This is a genomic window from Herbaspirillum sp. VT-16-41 (assembly GCF_001994935.1).
Classification (GTDB): Bacteria; Pseudomonadota; Gammaproteobacteria; order Burkholderiales; family Burkholderiaceae_D; genus Herbaspirillum; species Herbaspirillum frisingense.
This window is the reverse complement of sequence record NZ_MUXB01000120.1, coordinates 1-17,847: the sequence shown is the minus strand read 5'-3', so window position 1 is coordinate 17,847 and position 17,847 is coordinate 1. Positions and strand designations below refer to the sequence as shown.

At 60.5% G+C, this 17,847-nt stretch carries 15 protein-coding genes; 9 read left to right on the top strand and 6 right to left on the bottom strand.

The genetic code is table 11. The features are described 5' to 3' along the window. Positions 1 to 57: 57 nt before the first annotated feature. Positions 58 to 990: a LysR family transcriptional regulator gene (locus BTM36_RS17640; RefSeq protein WP_174616874.1), complete on the top strand. Its 933-nt coding sequence runs from the start codon at positions 58 to 60 to the stop codon at positions 988 to 990. On the opposite strand, the gene BTM36_RS17635 is transcribed toward BTM36_RS17640, so the two are convergent. Further along, on the bottom strand, positions 939 to 2,240 hold the full coding sequence (locus tag BTM36_RS17635; protein ID WP_077237313.1) for an HD-GYP domain-containing protein: 1,302 nt from the start codon (positions 2,238 to 2,240) through the stop codon (positions 939 to 941). The genes BTM36_RS17640 and BTM36_RS17635 overlap by 52 nt on opposite strands. Before the next feature lie 443 nt (positions 2,241 to 2,683). Here BTM36_RS17635 and BTM36_RS27890 point away from each other — a divergent pair, with 443 nt between their 5' ends. From BTM36_RS27890 to BTM36_RS17600, 8 genes are all read left to right on the top strand, one after another. Further along, positions 2,684 to 2,887: a hypothetical protein gene (locus BTM36_RS27890; protein ID WP_139347184.1), complete on the top strand. Its 204-nt coding sequence runs from the start codon at positions 2,684 to 2,686 to the stop codon at positions 2,885 to 2,887. A 35-nt stretch (positions 2,888 to 2,922) separates the two neighbouring features. Continuing rightward, positions 2,923 to 3,987, top strand: coding sequence for a DUF1338 domain-containing protein (locus BTM36_RS17630; protein ID WP_168189796.1), 1,065 nt, complete (start codon positions 2,923 to 2,925; stop codon positions 3,985 to 3,987). Continuing rightward, positions 3,977 to 5,383, top strand: coding sequence for an FAD-binding oxidoreductase (locus BTM36_RS17625; protein ID WP_077237311.1), 1,407 nt, complete (start codon positions 3,977 to 3,979; stop codon positions 5,381 to 5,383). Before BTM36_RS17630 ends, BTM36_RS17625 begins: the two co-directional genes overlap by 11 nt. Positions 5,384 to 5,510: 127 nt before the next feature. Continuing rightward, complete coding sequence (gene gcvA / locus BTM36_RS17620; protein WP_039876716.1) at positions 5,511 to 6,395, top strand: transcriptional regulator GcvA; 885 nt, start codon at positions 5,511 to 5,513, stop codon at positions 6,393 to 6,395. 381 nt (positions 6,396 to 6,776) lie between these two features. Beyond that, on the top strand, positions 6,777 to 8,291 hold the full coding sequence (locus BTM36_RS17615) for an aldehyde dehydrogenase family protein (protein WP_077237310.1): 1,515 nt from the start codon (positions 6,777 to 6,779) through the stop codon (positions 8,289 to 8,291). Between the two features lie 202 nt (positions 8,292 to 8,493). Then, a complete protein-coding gene (locus BTM36_RS17610; RefSeq protein ID WP_006464956.1) occupies positions 8,494 to 9,540 on the top strand; it encodes an ABC transporter substrate-binding protein in 1,047 nt (348 codons plus the stop codon). A gap of 199 nt (positions 9,541 to 9,739) precedes the next feature. Next, complete coding sequence (locus BTM36_RS17605; protein WP_077237309.1) at positions 9,740 to 10,960, top strand: PLP-dependent aminotransferase family protein; 1,221 nt, start codon at positions 9,740 to 9,742, stop codon at positions 10,958 to 10,960. 128 nt (positions 10,961 to 11,088) lie between these two features. Next, positions 11,089 to 12,594 (top strand): DASS family sodium-coupled anion symporter, encoded by a 1,506-nt coding sequence (locus BTM36_RS17600; protein ID WP_077237308.1) that lies wholly within the window; start codon positions 11,089 to 11,091, stop codon positions 12,592 to 12,594. A gap of 128 nt (positions 12,595 to 12,722) precedes the next feature. On the opposite strand, the gene adhP is transcribed toward BTM36_RS17600, so the two are convergent. From adhP to BTM36_RS27875, 5 genes are all read right to left on the bottom strand, one after another. Beyond that, the gene (gene adhP, locus BTM36_RS17595) at positions 12,723 to 13,748 is read right to left on the bottom strand and encodes an alcohol dehydrogenase AdhP (protein ID WP_006464951.1); all 1,026 of its coding nucleotides are present in this window, start codon (positions 13,746 to 13,748) and stop codon (positions 12,723 to 12,725) included. 584 nt (positions 13,749 to 14,332) lie between these two features. Then, positions 14,333 to 14,854: a hypothetical protein gene (locus BTM36_RS27885; RefSeq protein WP_139347183.1), complete on the bottom strand. Its 522-nt coding sequence runs from the start codon at positions 14,852 to 14,854 to the stop codon at positions 14,333 to 14,335. Between the two features lie 564 nt (positions 14,855 to 15,418). Next, complete coding sequence (locus tag BTM36_RS27880) at positions 15,419 to 15,778, bottom strand: hypothetical protein (protein WP_139347182.1); 360 nt, start codon at positions 15,776 to 15,778, stop codon at positions 15,419 to 15,421. 90 nt (positions 15,779 to 15,868) lie between these two features. Beyond that, complete coding sequence (locus BTM36_RS17590; protein WP_077237307.1) at positions 15,869 to 16,435, bottom strand: DUF4304 domain-containing protein; 567 nt, start codon at positions 16,433 to 16,435, stop codon at positions 15,869 to 15,871. A gap of 50 nt (positions 16,436 to 16,485) precedes the next feature. Next, complete coding sequence (locus BTM36_RS27875; protein WP_139347181.1) at positions 16,486 to 16,902, bottom strand: hypothetical protein; 417 nt, start codon at positions 16,900 to 16,902, stop codon at positions 16,486 to 16,488. Positions 16,903 to 17,847 lie beyond the last annotated feature (945 nt).

The window sequence follows — 17,847 nt, the reverse complement described above, 5'->3', positions numbered from 1 at the left end:
GGTCATCGGCCAGTAGTGCCCGGACCCGGAACCGACATACGACAACGACAGCGCAAGATGAAAAACAACGCGATGGACTACCTGCCGCGCATGGTGATCTTTTCCCGGGTGGTGGAGCTGGGCGCCTTTTCCAAGGCGGCCCGCGAGCTGGGGCTGACCTCGTCTTCGGTGAGCCAGCACATCAGTGCGCTGGAGGCCATCCTCGGTACCACCCTGCTGCATCGGACCACTCGCAAGCTCAGCCTGACCGAGGCGGGGCAAGCCTTCTACGCCAATTGCGCGCGCATCGTGGCCCTGGCGGACGAGGCCAGGCTCAATACCGAGAGCCTGCACAATGAACTGGTCGGGGAGTTGCGTATCGCTGCTTCCAGCTTCATGGCTTCCGAGTACCTGGTGCCGGCCCTGGAGAGTTTCATCCACGAGCATCCCCGGCTGCGCATCCACATCGACGTCAATGACCATAACGTCGATCTCATGGACAAGAGCGTGGATCTGGCGTTGCGCGTAGGCAAGGCGCCCGGCGCCGAGGATGTCTACCTCACGCAGCTGGAGGCGGTCCTGTGCGCCGCACCTTCCTATCTCCAGGCGCGCGCACCGATCAGGACGCCCGAAGACCTGATGCACCAGCAATTCCTCTTCTTCACGCCGCACGGTGCCAGCGTGGAAGTTGCCCTGCGCGATCGCGGCGGGCAGTGCATGCAGATGCGCCTGACACCGCACATTACGGCCAATCATGCGCGCTCGCTGCGACGTCTGGCCGTGCAAGGCCATGGCGTGGCGCGCCTGCTGCGCAGCAAGGTGCAGGAGGATCTCGATGCCGGGCGGCTGGTGGTGCTGCTGCCGGATTGGTCACTGGAAAGTTACAGTGCCTTCCTCACCACCAAGCACCGGGCACCTGTCCCGCAGAAGATCCTCGCCTGCATCGAGCAGATCCGCGCCTATTTCAGGCGGCGCCATCCGGTCGATGCGGGCAAGTCCGGCCCTGGCTGACCTGCCGCGTCATTGGTCGCCTGTGTAGACGCCGCGGCGTCCGATACCGCCAGCATGGCCTGGAGTGAACCGATGGCCAGGCCGTGGCTCCTGAGCCAGTCCTGGCCGCTGCGTTCGACGATGGTGTCGGTCTGGCCAGCGGCAGACAGATCGATGATCTCGTGTTCCAGCACTTCCATCGTGCTGGTGGTGCTGAAGGCCTTGACCACCGGGCGTGTCAGGTCTCGGCGATTCTGGCGGATCACCAGTCCCGTGCGCCCCGATTGCAGGGTGACGATGGAGCCCAGCGGGTAGATACCCAGCGTCTTGACGAAGGCCAGGAAAATGGTGCGGTCGAAATGTCCCTGCCACGAGGCCATGCGCGAGAGCGATTCGGCCGGGTCCCAGGCGCTCTTGTAGGGACGATGCGAGGTCACCGCGTCATACACATCGCAGACTGCGGCCATGCGCGCATACAGGCTGATCTGCGGGCCCTGCCGACGATCGGGATAGCCGGAGCCATCGATCTTCTCGTGGTGATGCAGGCAGACATCGAGCACGTCATCCGGTATGCCCACCAGACCGCTCAGGTAGGCGTGGCCCAGCGCCGGGTGACGCTGGATGGCCTTGTATTCCTGGTCGGTCAGGCGATCGGGTTTGTTGAGCAGTTCGAGCGGAATGAAGGCCTTGCCGATGTCGTGCAGGTAGCCCGCCAGGCCGGCCTGGCGGCAGGCCGTGTCGTCCAGGCCCAGCGTGCGTGCCAGGGCCACCATCATGGTGCAGACCGCGATCGAATGCAGGTAGGTGTACTCGTCAGCGCGTTTGAGGCGAATGATGCCCAGCAAGGCATCGCCGTGGTGGGCCACCGAGACGGCGATCTGTTCCACCAGTTCCTTGCATTTCTGCACGTCGAGTGACTTGCCCAGGCGCGCCTGATTGAAGACTTCCTGCGTGATCTGCCTTGCCTTTTCGTAGAGCTGCAAGGCGTCGGCCAGGTCCGGATCGATACCGGCTTCCTCGGGCGGGGCTGCGCTGGCGGGTGTCTGCGCGCAGGGCTCCTGTGAGGTAGGTTCGGGCGGCGGCTGGCAGCCTTTCTCGGTGTCGATCCAGCAATACTCCTGCCCGGTCTGCTGCGCCAGATGCACTTCGCCAGCAGAGCGGATCAGGAAACTGGCGCGCCAGAAGGGGGAGGTGATCCATGCACCGTCAAAACCTGAGAAATACATTCCGGGACTGAGCTGCTTGACATGGATTTTCTTCAGGTGGGTCATCGATTGGCTGCGGGTGATGAAAAGCGGTGGGGCGGTGAGGGGCCGGAAGGCCGGGTAAGCCGGGTAAGCCGGGCTGCCGGAACCTCTGCGGGCAGCGACCGGACGATTGCTTGCGGGCCGGCAAGTGAGCCGTGCGAGGCGCCAATGTATTACATCCCGGGAAAATTGATTAGAGGTCCATGACTAAACAGTGTGCTCACTGATTTGGCCCAATCCCTGCAGTCCGCCGCCAGAGCCGCACTGCGCCGCAATTGTTAAGCTGTGTTAATGAGTTCCTTCGCAAAACGACGGCTAATCAAATCGCCTCGCTTGTAATACATTAGGCCTGCCGTTTCCCGTCGGTGCCGTGTCGGGGGGCACGGCGGGCGCAAGCCCGCGCCGGCGCCGTGCAGTCATGGAGGGGTTTTCCGGCTGCACGTAGAACAGGTCAAAGGAAAGGAACGATGCCGACAATCGCAGGATGCACCGTGACTTTGACTTGCGGGACGGTCGTCAATGGACAGGTCAGGCATCTGCTCGGCATCGTGATCGACATTGGCATGTTTTTTCATCGCTGCCCGGCTGCAATACGCCGTTTGCATGAGAAAAAAGCGGGCATACCTCAGAAATTATCGTTTTATTCCTTCCCTGCGCTGCCGTTACCATGAGGCTATCTCATTGTCCCATGGTCAAAGGCAAGCAAATGACGACTTCCGCGCAAGACAGCAACCTCTACCAACTCCTGCTTTCCCATTACGGTGATCAAGCCATTGTCCAGCGTCAGTTCGTGCGGCTGGAGGTCCCGGTATCCACCCTGAAGCCAGCCGGGCAGGAGGTGTCGCGCCTGGAGCTGGCGCAGGCACTGAACATGCTGCTCTTCGAACAATTGCTGCAGCAGGTCGCCAGCGGCCGCGACTATGTGGACGACGCCGAGCGCGACGGTGTGAAGATCTGTTTCGACCACGGTGCCGTGCGCACCGTACGGCGTGGTCGCGACAGCGGCTTCCCCGATGGCGAAACCCTGTTCACCAAGGTCTTGCTGCCGCTGGGTTACCAGCAGAGCGGTACCTATCCGCTGGCCCGCATCAAGATGACCGGCCGTGTCTATACCCACGCCGATGACGCCGAGAACATCGCCCAGTTCTTCGTCAGCGAACTGCATCCCGAGCAGTTCTCGCCGCAGTTCCAGCAGACCGTAGAGGCAGTGCTGGCCAGCTCGCGCAACCCGCTCTCCGATGAGGTGCTGGCGCTGCTGGCGCAGCTGGAAGCGCAGGGCAAGCTGGCCCTGGACCAGGCCAAGCGCCTGCTTCCCGCCATGCTGGCCTGCTTCGCCCGTCACCATGACCTGCCCACCGTGGCGCAATACGAAACCCTCAAGGCCGAGTCCGCCGAGATGGCCTGGATCTCCACCGAAGGCAATGCCTTCAACCACGCCACCGACCGCGTGGGCGACGTGGTCGCCACGGCCGAGCGCCAGCGCCAGCTGGGACGGCCGATCAAGGATCAGGTCGAGGTCTCGCGCAATGGCCGCGTGCGCCAGACCGCCTTCCGCGCCGTCAAGGTCGATTACCAGATGCAAGGCGACGATGGCCAGCCGGTTGCCATGACGGTGCCCGGTTCCTTCTACGAATTCATCTCGCGCGACCACTACCTGGACGAGGCCGGCCAGCGCAAGCTGGACTTGACCTTCGACAGCGGCAACGCCCAGGGCATCTTCAAGATGACCGCAGCGGTACCGGCCGGCGACGAGGCAGGCAGTGTCTGCTGAACGGGCGCTGAAGCAGCTGCAGTCGTTGCTGGGCGGCAGCGGCCTGATCACTGCCGCCGCCGAACGTACGCCCTATGAACATGGCCCGCGCTATGGCGCCGGCCAGGCCCTGTGCGTGGCGCGTCCCGCCGATGTGGCCCAGGCCGCCGAGCTGATTCGCCTGTGCGCCGCCGAGGGTGTGCGGCTGGTGCCGCAGGGTGCCAATACCGGGCTGGTCGGCGCGGCTTCCCCGGATGATTCCGGCCTGCAGGTGATCCTCAGCATGGAACGCATCCGCGGCGTGATCGATATCGATCCCGTCGATGGCGTGATCCAGGCCTGGGCCGGTACCCGGCTGTCGGACCTGAACCAGGCGCTGGCGCCGCATGGGCTGTGCTTTCCCATCGATCTCGGCGCGGACCCGTCGGTGGGCGGCATGCTGGCCGCCAATACCGGTGGCGCACGCCTGATCCGCTACGGCGATGTGCGCCACAACACACTGGGCCTGCAGGCCCTGCTGATGCAGCCCCCCGGCGAACTGCTGGAAATGGGCAATCGCCTGCACAAGAACAATACCGGCCCCGACTGGAAGCAACTCTTCATCGGTACCGCCGGCAGCTACGGCATCGTCACCCAGGCGGTGTTGCGCGCCCATCCGCTGCCGCGCCAGCGTGCCACGGCACTGGTGGTGCCTGCGTCGCTGGAGGCCGGTCTGCGCCTGCTGCAGGATGCCCAGGCGCAGTTCGCCGATTTCCTGACTGCCTTCGAAGGCATTTCCCGCAATGCGCTGGCCTCGGTGCTGCGCCATCTGCCACAGGTCGCCGCACCTTTCGATCCGTTGCCGGACTATGCCTTGCTGGTCGAAGTCAGTTCATCGGCTGAAGCAGGCGAGCACTTCGATCTGGACAAGCTCTTCATGGCCTGGCTGGAGCGCCATTTCGACGACGCCATCGTCGATGCCGTGGTCGACAAGCCCGATACCCTCTGGCGCCTGCGCCACGCCATCAGCGACAGCGTCAAGCAGGAGGGCAAGATCGTGGCCTTCGATATCTCGGTCTCGCGCTCGCGCCTGCCGGCCTTCCGTGCCGAGGCACTGGCGCTGGTGGAGCGGGATTTCGCGGGTGCCGACGTGTATGACTTCGGTCACTGGGGTGACGGTGGCGTGCACTTCAACCTGGCCATCGCCCCCGCCGCACAGCCGCAATTCCCGGCTGAACGTATCGAGGCCCTGCGCACCGCCCTGTATGACCTGGTGGTGCAGCGCTACCAGGGCAGCTTCAGTGCGGAGCATGGCATCGGGCCATTCAACCAGCACTACTACCAGCGCTACACCCAGCCCGCGCAACGCGCGCTGGCGGCGCGGGTGCAGCCGGTGTTCGATCCGGACTGCCTGCTGGGCAATACGCGTTTTGCATGAGTCCGTCCCGCCCGGCGGCGCTGCAGCCAGCGCTGCTGCCACTGGCATGAGCGGGGCCGGTCACGCTGGAGGGGAGGGGGCGGCTTTTGCTATAGTGCGGGGTCATTTACCGAGCGGAACCCGTCCCATGCGCCGTTTCATCCCGTCAACGTCATGCCTGATCGCCTTTGATACCTCGGCGCGGCACATGTCGTTTACCAAGGCGGCCAACGAATTGCACATGACGCAGGGGGCGGTGAGCCGGCAGGTGGCGATCCTGGAGGACTACCTCAACGTCAAGCTCTTCGAGCGCATCAACCGCCGACTCATCCTCACCGAGGCCGGGCGCGACTACGCGGCCCAGGTCTCTACCATCCTCAAGCAGATCGAGATGGCGACCTTCCAGGTGATGACCTACAACAGCCTGGCCAGCGTGCTGAACCTGGCCATCCTGCCGACCTTCGGCGTGAAGTGGCTAATCCCGCGCCTGGCCAAGTTTTCCGCCGCCCATCCGGATGTGCTGCTTAACCTCAGTACCGAGGTCTTGCCCTTCGATTTCAGTACCCGCCAGGTGGATGCCGCCATCCACTTCGGTGAACCCGACTGGCCCGATACGGTGATGGTGCGGCTGATGGGCGAAGAGGTGGTGCCGGTGTGCAGCAAGGCCTTGAGCGAGCGCATCCACGCGGTCGAAGACCTGGCCAACGTCACCCTGCTGCAGCACACGACACGCCCGCAGGCCTGGCAGGACTGGTTCCGCCATGTCGGCGTGGACTGCCCCAATGCCTTGTCGGGGCCGCGTTTCGAGCAACTGGCGATGGTCATCCAGGCGGCTGTCGCCGGCATGGGCGTGGCCTTGATGCCCAAGTTCATGGTCGAGACCGAGATCAGCCTGGGCCAGTTGCATGTGCCTTTCCCCTTCGCGGTCAAGAGTCCGCAATCCTATTACCTCGTCTATCCCGAGAAGAACGCCGGCAAGGCCGCCATCCTGAAATTCCGCGAATGGCTGCTGGGCGAAGCCCAGGGCGGTTGAGCCCCGGCGTCGGCGCCGGCCCTGCATTGCTTCGGTGCGCATGGCTGCGGGCCATTTGATCTCCAGGCTGACTAAAACTCATGGCCGACGGTCGCAAGGCCTGAGCCGGGAGAGAGGACGCCCAGGTTGCGCAGGGCGTCCGGGCAGGGCTGGCCGGGTTCTGGCCGGCAGGGCGCTATCCCACTATCAGAAAGGCTCTCGGCGTAAATGCCCGTGATGCGCCGCACCATCCTCGCGCATCCTCGCGGATTATCGCGCGCCACGACGGTGCATTCCAAAAACTCATGATGTCGTGAAATTTTTTGGTTTTAAGAATTGTCCTGGCTGTCCTTATACTCCACCGTTCCAGACCCATCCCACTCCACTTTTCAAGGGAATTCCATGTCTTCTCCACGCATCTTCTCCACTCTGGGTGCTGACCTCGCGGCCTATGCCGGCAACGATCTGGTGATCCGTTCGCCGCGTGATGGCGAGGTCATCGCGCAACTCAAGGCGCAGACGCCGGCCGACGCCGAGGCCGCCATCGCCGGCGCGCACAAGGCCTTCCTGGCCTGGCGCGAAGTACCGGCCCCGGTGCGTGGCGAACTGGTGCGCGTGCTGGGTGAAGTGCTGCGCGAGCATCGCGAGGAACTGGGCGCGCTGGTGACCCAGGAAGCCGGCAAGATCCTCTCCGAAGGACTGGGCGAGGTGCAGGAAATGATCGATATCTGCGACTTCGCCGTGGGCCTGTCGCGCCAGCTGCATGGCCTGACCATCGCCTCCGAGCGTCCCGGTCACCGCATGATGGAAACCTGGCATCCGCTGGGTGTGGTGGGCGTGATCACCGCCTTCAACTTCCCGGTCGCGGTGTGGGCCTGGAATGCCGCGCTGGCCCTGGTCGCCGGCAATGCCGTGGTGTGGAAGCCGTCGGAAAAGACGCCCGTCACCGCGCTGGCGGTACAGGCCATCTTCGAGAAGGCGGTCGCGCGCTTTTCGGCGCAGCGTCCCAACCTGGTTCCGGCCGGCCTGTGCCCCTTGCTGATCGGCGGCGCCGACCTGGGCGAGAGCCTGTCGCGTTCGACGCTGGTGCCGCTGGTGAGCGCCACCGGCAGCGTGCGCATGGGCCGCAAGGTCGCCACCGTGGTGGCCGAGCGCCTGGGTCGCAGCCTGCTGGAACTGGGCGGCAACAATGCCATGATCGTCGCGCCCTCGGCCGACCTCAACCTGGCGCTGCGCGCCATCACTTTCTCCGCCGTGGGCACGGCCGGACAGCGTTGCACCAGCCTGCGCCGCCTGTTTGTCCACAGCAGCATCCATGACCAGGTGGTGGCGCAGATCAAGCGTATCTACGCCAGCGTCAAGGTCGGCGATCCGCTGCAGGGTGACACCCTGGTCGGCCCGCTGATCGACAAGGGCGCCTTCGATGCCATGCAGGCTGCGCTGCAGCAGGCGCGCGCCCAGGGTGGCGAAGTCACCGGCGGCGAACGCGTGACGGTGATGGGCGAGCAATCCTGGTACGTGCGTCCGGCTGTGGTGGTCATGCCCGGCCAGACCGCCATCATGCATCACGAGACCTTCGCGCCCATCCTCTACATCGTCAAGTACGAAGAGCTGGCCGACGCCATCGCGCTCAACAACGCCGTGCCGCAGGGCCTGTCCTCGGCCATCTTCACCAACGACATGCGCGAGGCCGAACTGTTCGTCTCCGCAGTCGGTAGCGACTGCGGCCTGGCCAACGTCAACATCGGCACCAGCGGTGCCGAGATCGGTGGCGCCTTCGGTGGCGAGAAGGAAACCGGCGGCGGCCGCGAATCCGGCTCGGACGCCTGGAAGAACTACATGCGTCGTGCCACCAATACCATCAACTACAGCAAGACCCTGCCGCTGGCGCAGGGCGTGAAGTTCGATATCGACTGAGTCACCGGCGGCCGCCCTCCACGGCGGCCCGCGCAGGGCCTGAAGCGATAACAGCAATAACAGCAACAGCGTCAACAGCAGCAATAGCGACAGCAGCGACAGCAGCAACCACGCCGGCCCGGCAAGGGACCGGCGCGGCATCCCACGTACCCACACCCGCGCAAGCGGGACCCACATCGGCAAACCGGCAAGGAGTGCAGTAATGAAGATGAAGACCCTGGCAGTGACCTGTGCAATCGGCGCGACCCTGATGGCCGCCTCCGGCGCGCAGGCGCAAAGCAAGACCATTTACGTCGGCATGAACGGCGGCACGATGGAAAAGAACTACACCGCCTCGATCTTCCCGGACTTCGAGAAGGCCAACAACGTCAAGGTGGTGGTGGTGCCCGGCACTTCCTCGGACATCATCGCCAAGATGCAGGCACAGCGCGACAAGCCGCAGATGCACGTGGCCTTCCTGGACGACGGCATCATGTACCGTGCCATCAACATGAGCCTGTGCGAAAAGGTCAAGGACGCCGCCGTGCTCAAGGATGTCTACCCCTTCGCACGCCTGGCCAATGACCAGGCCGTGGCCATCGAGATGGGCGTACTGGGCATCGGCTACAACAAGAAGCTGTTCGCCGAAAAGGGCTGGCCGGCACCGACCTCGTGGATGGACTTCGCCGATCCCAAGTACAAGCAGAAGGTGGTGTTCCAGTCCATCTCTGCCAGCACCTTCGGCCTGTATGGCTTCATGATGTTCAACCGTCTGGTGGGCGGCACCGACAAGAACGTCGACCCCGGCTTCAAGAAGTGGGGCAGCACGGTCGGCCCGAACGTGGTCGAATACCTGTCCAGCTCGGCCAAGATTTCCGAGATGGTGCAGACCAACGAAGCAGCGATCTTCCCGCTGACCGTGACCGGCATTGCCAACCTGAAGGACAAGGGCATCCCCGCCGAATTCGCCACACCCAAGGAAGGTGGCGTGCTGCTGATGACCGGCGCCTGCCCCATCAAGGGCAACAGCGAGCCGGAACTGGCGCAGAAGCTGCTGGAATACCTGCTGACCCCGGCCGTGCAGGCCAAGAGCATGGCGCTGGCCAATTCCATTCCGGTCAACCGCAACGTGCCGCTGTCGGAAGCTGCTCAAGCCAAGCTGGGCAAGAGCGAGGTGCTGACCAAGAACCTCAATACCGTCGATTGGGATGTGGTCAACGAAAAGCGTTCCGAATGGAACAACCGCTGGAACCGCATGATCGAGCAGTGATCGGCTGACGCGACGGGGCTCCGCCTGGAGCCCCCGCTGGCCTTTTCTCTTCTTTGCTGCTCTTTTCTCTTTGGGCTGCAGCTACAGCCACCGTAGAAGCTTTATTCATATTCCTGAAGAACCACGCGGCGCCGCGCATCCCGCACATCCCGCGCTGGCCGCGCTCGTCCTTTTTTCTTCACATTTTGCTGCGCACATCATGACAGCCGCCTACCGCTTCAATCCCGCCTTCGAGACGCCGCAGGGTTCGCCTATCCGCGAGTTGTTCAAGTACACCCAGCAGCCCGGCATGATTTCCTTTGCCGGTGGCTATCCGGCACCGTCCCTGTTCGATGCCGCCGGACTTGCGCGCAGTGCTGCCACCTTGCTCGATAGTGCCGCTGCGGCCTGCCTGCAATATGGTGCTACCGAAGGCACGGCGGTGTTGACGCAGACGCTGAAGCAGCTCACCCGCGAGCGCATCGGCGGCGCCGATCCGGGCGAGCTGATCGTGACCACCGGCTCCCAGCAGGGTTTCGAACTGCTGTTGCGCATCCTGCTGCAGGCAGGTGACTGCGTGGCCATCGAACGTCCCTGCTATCCGGCCGCGATCCAGGCCTTGCGACTGGCGCATGCCGACCTGCTGGAAATTCCCGGCGACGCCCAGGGGATGGACACCGATGCCCTGGAAGCCGCGCTGCAGGCCGGCGCCCGGCCGAAGATGCTGTATCTGGTGCCGACCTTCGCCAATCCCACCGGTGCCACCTTGCCGCTGGCGCGCCGGCGGCATCTGCTGTCACTGGCGGTGCGCTACCAGTTCATCGTGGTGGAAGACGATCCCTACGGAGAACTCCGTTTCTCCGGCCAGGCAGAACCGCCGCTGCTGCAGGTGGCGCAGGAGATCGAGGGCGCCAGCGACTGGCTGGTCTATCTGTCCAGCCTGTCCAAGACGGTGGCACCGGGTCTGCGCATCGGCTGGATGTGCGGCCCGGCGGAAATCCTGCGCCGCGCCGTCATCGCCAAGCAGACCGGCGACCTGTGCACCGCGCCGTGGATGCAGATGGTCGCGGCCCGTTACCTGCAGGCCGGTTGCCTGCAGGCGCATCTGCCCACCATCATCGCCACCTATCGCGAACGTTGCGGGATCATGCTGGCCTCGCTGAAAGAGGCGTTCGGCGACAGCCTGGACCTGATCGCGCCGGAAGGCGGCATGTTCATCTGGGCCAGCTGGAAGGATGGCACCGATGCCACGGCCCTGCTGCAGCAGGCGGTCAGGCACAACGTGATGTATGTACCGGGCTCGGCCTTCTACGCCAGCGCGGCGGACGCCGGACACTGGCGCTTGTCTTTCGCCAATGCCCAGCCCGAGGAGATCGTGGCGGGCGTGACGCGACTGAAGAAGGCGCAGCAGGAATGGAAGGCGGCGAAATCCGCTGCTTAGCTGGCACAGATCAATTCGTCGGCAATGAGCGGACCAGCCCGGGCGGTCGCGTGACTATACTGGCGCCACGATGGTCGCCACGGTGATGCCGCGCGGCCATCCTGCTTTTCCACTCCAGGGATGACGCGATGTTTGCCAGACTCAAAGCTACTTTCAACTACTTCAACGAGGCCGTGCCGTTCCGGCTGGTCCCCGCCCTGATCACCACGGCTGTGCTGATCCTGCTGTTGCTGCTGCCTTGTCCGCAGGGTCTTGCGCCCAAGGCCTGGGCGCTGGTGGCGATCTTCCTCACCACCATCGTGGCCATCATTCTCAAGGTCATGCCCATCGGCGTGATGGCGATGATGGCCATCGTCATCGTCTCGCTCTCGCAGGTCACCTCGACCTCTTCCAAGGGTGCCATTGCGGATGCGTTGGCCAGCTTTTCCAATCCGCTGATCTGGCTCATCGTGGTGGCGATCCTGATCTCGCGCGGCCTGAAGAAGACCGGTCTGGGACGGCGCGTGGGCCTGATGTTCATTGCCCTGCTGGGCCGGCGCACCATCGGCATCGGCTACGGGCTGGCCATCTGCGAACTGGTGCTGGCACCCTTCACCCCCAGCAATACCGCGCGTGGCGGCGGCATCGTCCACCCCATCATGAAGTCGATCGCCAATGCCTTTGACTCCGACCCGGCCAAGGGCACGCAGAACAAGGTCGGCAGCTACCTGGCCCTGGTCAACTATCACGCCAATCCGATCACCTCGGCCATGTTCCTTACCGCCACCGCGCCCAATCCGCTGGTGGTCAACTACGTCGCCAAGGCGACCGGCCAGGCGCTGCAACTGTCCTGGACCACCTGGGCACTGTGCATGCTGCTGCCCGGTCTGGTGTGCCTGCTGATCATGCCCATGGTGATCTACCTGGTCTCGCCGCCGGAGCTGAAGTCCACGCCCAATGCGGTGGACTACGCCCGCGGCGAACTGGACAAGATGGGCCGCCTGGGTGCCAGTGAAAAGGTCATGCTGGGGACCTTCGCCCTGTTGCTGCTGCTGTGGGCCAATGTGCCGGCCATGCTGCTGGGTGCGGCCTTCACGCTGGACCCGACGGTGGTGGCCTTTGTCGGCCTGTTCGTGCTGATCATCACCGGCACCATCGACTGGGATGACGTGCTTTCCGAAAAGAGCGCCTGGGACACCCTGGTCTGGTTCGGTGCGCTGGTGATGCTGGCCGAGCAGTTGAACAAGACCGGCGTGGTGGCCTGGTTCTCGGAGGGCATGAAAGCGGCCATCGTCGCCAGCGGCATGGGCTGGTTCGCGGTCGCGGCGGTGTTGCTGCTGGTGTTCGTGCTGTCGCACTATTTCTTTGCCAGTACCACCGCCCACATCAGCGCCATGCTGCTGGCCTTCCTGATGGTGGGAGCGCAACTGCTGCCGCAGCAGTACGTGCTGCCCTTCATGCTGATGATGACCGCCGGCTCGGCCATCATGATGACGCTGACGCACTACGCCACCGGCACCTCGCCCATCATCTTCGGTAGCGGCTACGTCTCCATGGGCAAGTGGTGGGGCGTGGGGCTGGTGATGGCGGTGGTGGAACTACTGGTGTTCGCGACCGTCGGGACGGCGTGGTGGAAGGTGTTGGGGTATTGGTAGGATAGCGGCATGCCGGCATTTGGCAGTGGCAGCCCTGGGAAGAACCCTCCGCCTGAATCTGGAGAGGGCCCATGAAAATGGCGACGCACTGAGGTGTGTCGCCATTTTCCTGTCTGCCACGTATGTGGCTACTTCAGGTCCAGCACGATGCGACCATCGATCTTGCCTTCTTCCATGCGGGCGAAGATGGCATTGATGTTATCCAGCTTGTCCCAGGTGAAGTGCGCCGCGACCTTGCCCTCGGCGGCGAAGACCAGTGACTCTTCCAGGTCCTGGCGGGTGCCAACGATGGAGCCCCGCACGGTGATGCGCTTCAATACCGTATTGAACACCGGCAGGCTGATGTCGCCCGGCGGCAGACCGACCAGGGCCATGGTGCCGCGTGCGCGCAGGAAGCCGAAGGCCTGTTCCATCGCCTTGGGCGAGACCGCCGTCACCAGCGCACCATGGGCGCCGCCGATGATGCGCTGGACGTCGGCCACGGCATTGATGTCGCGGCCATCGACAGTGAGGTCCGCGCCCAGCTTCTTGGCCAGCGCCAGCTTGTCTTCGTGGATGTCGGCGGCGACCACGTGCATGCCCATGGCCTTGGCGTATTGCACCGCCATGTGGCCCAGGCCGCCGATGCCGGAAATCACCACCCATTCACCGGGGCGCACCTCGGTTTCCTTCAAGCCCTTGTAGACGGTCACGCCCGCGCACAGCACCGGAGCGGCCGGGCCGAACTCCAGGCCGGCCGGCAGATGGCCGACGAAGTTGGGATCGGCCAGGCCATATTGCGCGAAGCTGCCATTGACGGAGTAGCCGGTGTTCTGCTGTTCGGCGCACAGGGTTTCCCAGCCGGTGCGGCAGGGTGAGCAGCAGCCGCAGGCCGTGTGCAGCCAGGGCACGCCGACGCGGTCACCTTCCTTGACGCGCTTGACGCCCGCGCCCAGCGCGGCGACATAGCCGGTACCTTCGTGGCCGGGGATGAAGGGTGGGGTGGGCTTGACGGGCCAGTCGCCATGGGCGGCGTGCAGGTCGGTGTGGCAGACGCCGCTGGCCTCGAACTTGACCAGGATCTGGCCTGGGCCGGGTGTGGGAACGGGGACTTCCTCGATGGACAAGGGCTTGCCGAATTCGCGGACGACGGCCGCTTTCATCATTTGCGTCATATGCACTCCTCGGGGGGGATCAACGGGATGCGAGGGCAGGGTGATGACCGTTTTGCTGCGTTGGTCAACTGTTGTGCCTGCCTGCATGGCCCACTATCCTCCGGGCGCACAGGGACGACAATCAATGATTGGACATGGGTTGATCCAAGTCGCTCATCGTTGAAAAATTTGGAGGGTCGGTGGTGCAAGCTGCATGGGATCGAGCTTTACGCGTTCCGGGAAATTCTCCGGCCGAGTAGTGAAGATCTCGCTAAATACCCTTAGCAGAGCCCTTTACTGCTTTTGATGGCGTGTGTACTGCGCATACGCCAACCCATTCTGGGTCCCGATTTCGACAAGATCCCGACGAGTCCCCTACTGTTTTTCAGGTTTTCTACCGGCTCATGGATATAGGAATTCTGCTTCTGGCCGAGGCCGTGTAAAAACGTAGGAATTCTTAATCAATCGAAAAATTGACCTCTCAGATCGGCCTGCATTCAATTTTCTCGATGTCGGGAAGGGTCTCCCTACCCATGAATTTTCCAATGTTTACGTTTTTACACAGCCTCGGCCGGTAGCAGACATGGCTGCCTGTAAATATGGACCTAATCGCATATAACGCCAGCAGCGACAATTACCCAATGCGTTGACGGTCTACCTATCTCAAAGTTGGAAATGCACGGTCCACCATCGGAGAATTCAATCCCAATTCCTCCTGCGTATAGACCTGAGACATGAACATTCCAAGCTTTTCTCCTCGCAAGAACAATAGCGGCTCCGGCCACCTGAACTGCTGCAAAGTGCCCATGCTCATCATATCTTTCAGTGTCTACACTACGGATTGTTTCGGCAGTATGCGAAATTACGTACTTGTAGGATTGATAATTGTCTCCGCATAGCATTTCATGCGCCAGACGAGAGGCAAGCGCCGGTTCATGATTTGTGGCAAGAACTTGTATTTCGGCCTCTATCCGCTGGCGCTCAAAGGAAATACAGGCATTTGGATATCCTTCAAATCTGCCATTAAAGGCTGCTGGTTTTATTGGAAAATTCTGTGCGTAGGCAGATGAAAAAAGTATGAGCGCAGAGAGAATCAGTGTCGTGATGGACGGGCGATAACTTTTCATTTTTAGTAATCCTGGTTAGCCACGACCATTACGGCCCCATTGCCAACGACGGTTATTTTGTCTTCTTCTGGCTGAGTTCAGGCGTTAGTACTTACGTATACTCGGGTGAAATTAGACGCACGCCCTGACTGTGATCAATCAGAACTGTAGCGATCCAAAAAAGTGCCATCACGATCCATAAAACGATGACAGATCTTCGCCCGCTTGACCGCCGAATAACCCGAAAGAGCATCATGAGATTGGCGGACAGAAAAAACAGCAGGAGTGGCCAAATGACGAAGAAGCAGAAAAAAGCATCTCCTGGACCTCCCGGAGTATTTTCTTCGCCACTAGCGGGCCAAAGCCGAGAAGCGAGTGCCAAATAGATACCAATACCAATGAGATTGGTGATAACCCACTTCGCTAAGGGGGGGGGAGGAAATCATAACTACATGCTCGCTATCAAATTGGTTGATCAACATCTGGTCAATCGCAAACCTACCGTTTTGTGACAAGGCAATCATCTTTGAACCGCCCTTCTGGATAAGGCACGGAAAATCAGATAGGCCAGAAAAATGACCACAATTAAAAATAGGCAGAACGGCCAGATATTGAACGTGCTAAGGACAAGCCAAGGACAAGCACACCAGGCTCTCCAACTATCTGATAATGCTCTCCATCCCGCGGTTCAGGCTTGGAGAAAATTCCGAGATATGAGTCCAAGATGAAGTGGCAAGCGTAACTTGCCACAACGGTAGAAACAAAATAGATCCAAGGACATGAAAGCTTGCGCCAAATAAGCGCTGCTGCTACTGCTGCACAGAACAAAGGATGGACCATTATCAAAATGGTTTCCAAATCCATTTGGTCCAGCAGCATCAATATTCCAAGGTCGATGGCGAATATCGTTAGAGCAGATATGGACGCCAAGGATGGATTCTTCATGGAACCATTTGAATGATGGTACGGGTTGTCTACCAGGTTCCCTCCAAGTCGGAAGCTGACCTTGTGAGGTTCATTTTTCTCGTCAGATCCTCAAGTTTTTTGCAAGTCCAGCGCATGCTCGACTGCAATAGCTTCTTGTTCTCGACCAAGCAAACGCAAAGCATTGGCTTTGGAATGGGTAGGGAAAGAACGAACTCCAGGATGGCATCCGCTAAGCTCCGAAACACCTTGAAGAGTGATGGCCTTTTCAAGATACGGAATAGCATATTTTTCAACAGCAGAGCGAACCTCGTCAGCTATTTGTGGCACTTCAGACGGATCACTGATTTTCCACCAATAGTCCTCTTGCCGTGGAAGCAGGTGACCGATCCGAGTCCCACAATGTCCAATTCTCTGCTTTGCAGGTTCGACAATAGGGACTTCGCCGCTTGCAATTGCAAGCGCGGGCAAATATGTCCAAAGATTCAGGGTAAAGCTACTGCCGTCTGGTGAATTCCACTGGCTTGATTGAAAGCTGACATGGCAAGTAGCATCTGCTGCTACACGAAAGAAGTGATGAGCTTTCCTACGAAAGCCCAAGGATTTTAATAAAGGAGCGGGGCCCAGTGCAATGACTTCGCCAATGAGCTGACTCGAACGGGTCGGTAAGGATGGCATTTTCAAATCTCGATTTGAAGAATCAGATGTCCGTTTTTGGCCGATTGCAGTCAGTCTTTCCTAAACTCCCAATTGATTTTAGAGCATTGAGGAACCCCAGAGCAAAAGACACTCAAACATCCATTGCCTGAAACCACCATCCATTCACGCATTTCAAGCTCCAATTCTTGGAGCTCACATTCTTCCGATAACCAGCCGCCTTCGAGCACCTCGATGAGGTGGCTGCCGTGAGGAAATTCTTTGGAACGTACGTAGCGATGTAAAGCCAATTCGTCCAAAAGGCGGAATCCTTCTATGGGCGGGGGAAAGGAAATTCTAAGGCCACTGACGGTATTTTCGCTTTTGAAGCAAGCAAGAATGACCACGAGGTAGCCTTGATCATTAAGAGTAACTGATGAAATATCGGAATTCAGCGCGACGCCATTGATCGGCAAAAAGGAAGCTGCCTTGAAGCGTTTTGATTTCATTTTGAAGCCCGGTTCGATAATGCCAAAAATAGCTGGCTTAGAGGATATTGGATGGCCGGCCCTAGCCTATTATGCAGCGCAAAGCTCTTCAAATTTTAACGTGGCGTGAAATCATATATCTGTAATGCTGGGTGACGATAGCCGGCCAGTGACAGACCATGGCTCCTTGATTATTTCCGACATATCTTGGCAGCAAGCCACAGTGTCGGAAGCGCTGCGACCAAAAATAGGATAATTGGTTGACTTTATACCCGTAGGAGACTAAACCTAACTTTTTTCTCTAGCGCTGTAGTGATGGTACTGTGACCGCTGGCCTGCAGATTATCGGTCCGGACAATCGAATCCATCGAGATGACACTGGCTGGAGCGGCGAAGTAAAAAATTGCGAGATAGAGCGCATAAAGTACGAGCAAACATACAACAAGAAACAGCCAGGGCCTCGTTAACTGAGACCACGCAACTGAAGCAGAAATACCGACCAAAATAGCTGGCATTCCCAGGAAAATACCAAGTTCTACAAGAGATTCAAGCATGTGGGAGAGCCTAGGATGGGCAAGGGCAAAGGGAGATGCCAAGAATGAAAAGTTCTTAGATATTTCATTGACGGGACACCTATTATTCTTTGAAGGTTTTCCACCGGCTCATGGGTAGAGTAAGTCCGCTCCCAGCCGCATTGGTCAAGATATCCCGGATCCGCTGCGGTCTCCAGTTAGAACCTTGAGTATTTCTTATGCGCAGGTCCGACCGGTACGTTGCCAATTGATGTCAGTTCATTGGGCTTTGGCAATCGATGCTGGGGACCAGGCGTTGCCCTGATCCCGGCACGAAGCGAGATCGTCTGGTGTCATGGAGCGCTCCAGTCTTGGCAGTGACCTGCTCCCCGAGATTAGTACGGCAATGATGTAGAGTCTGCCCCATACGGAGGCAGCATGAAGAAACGATTTA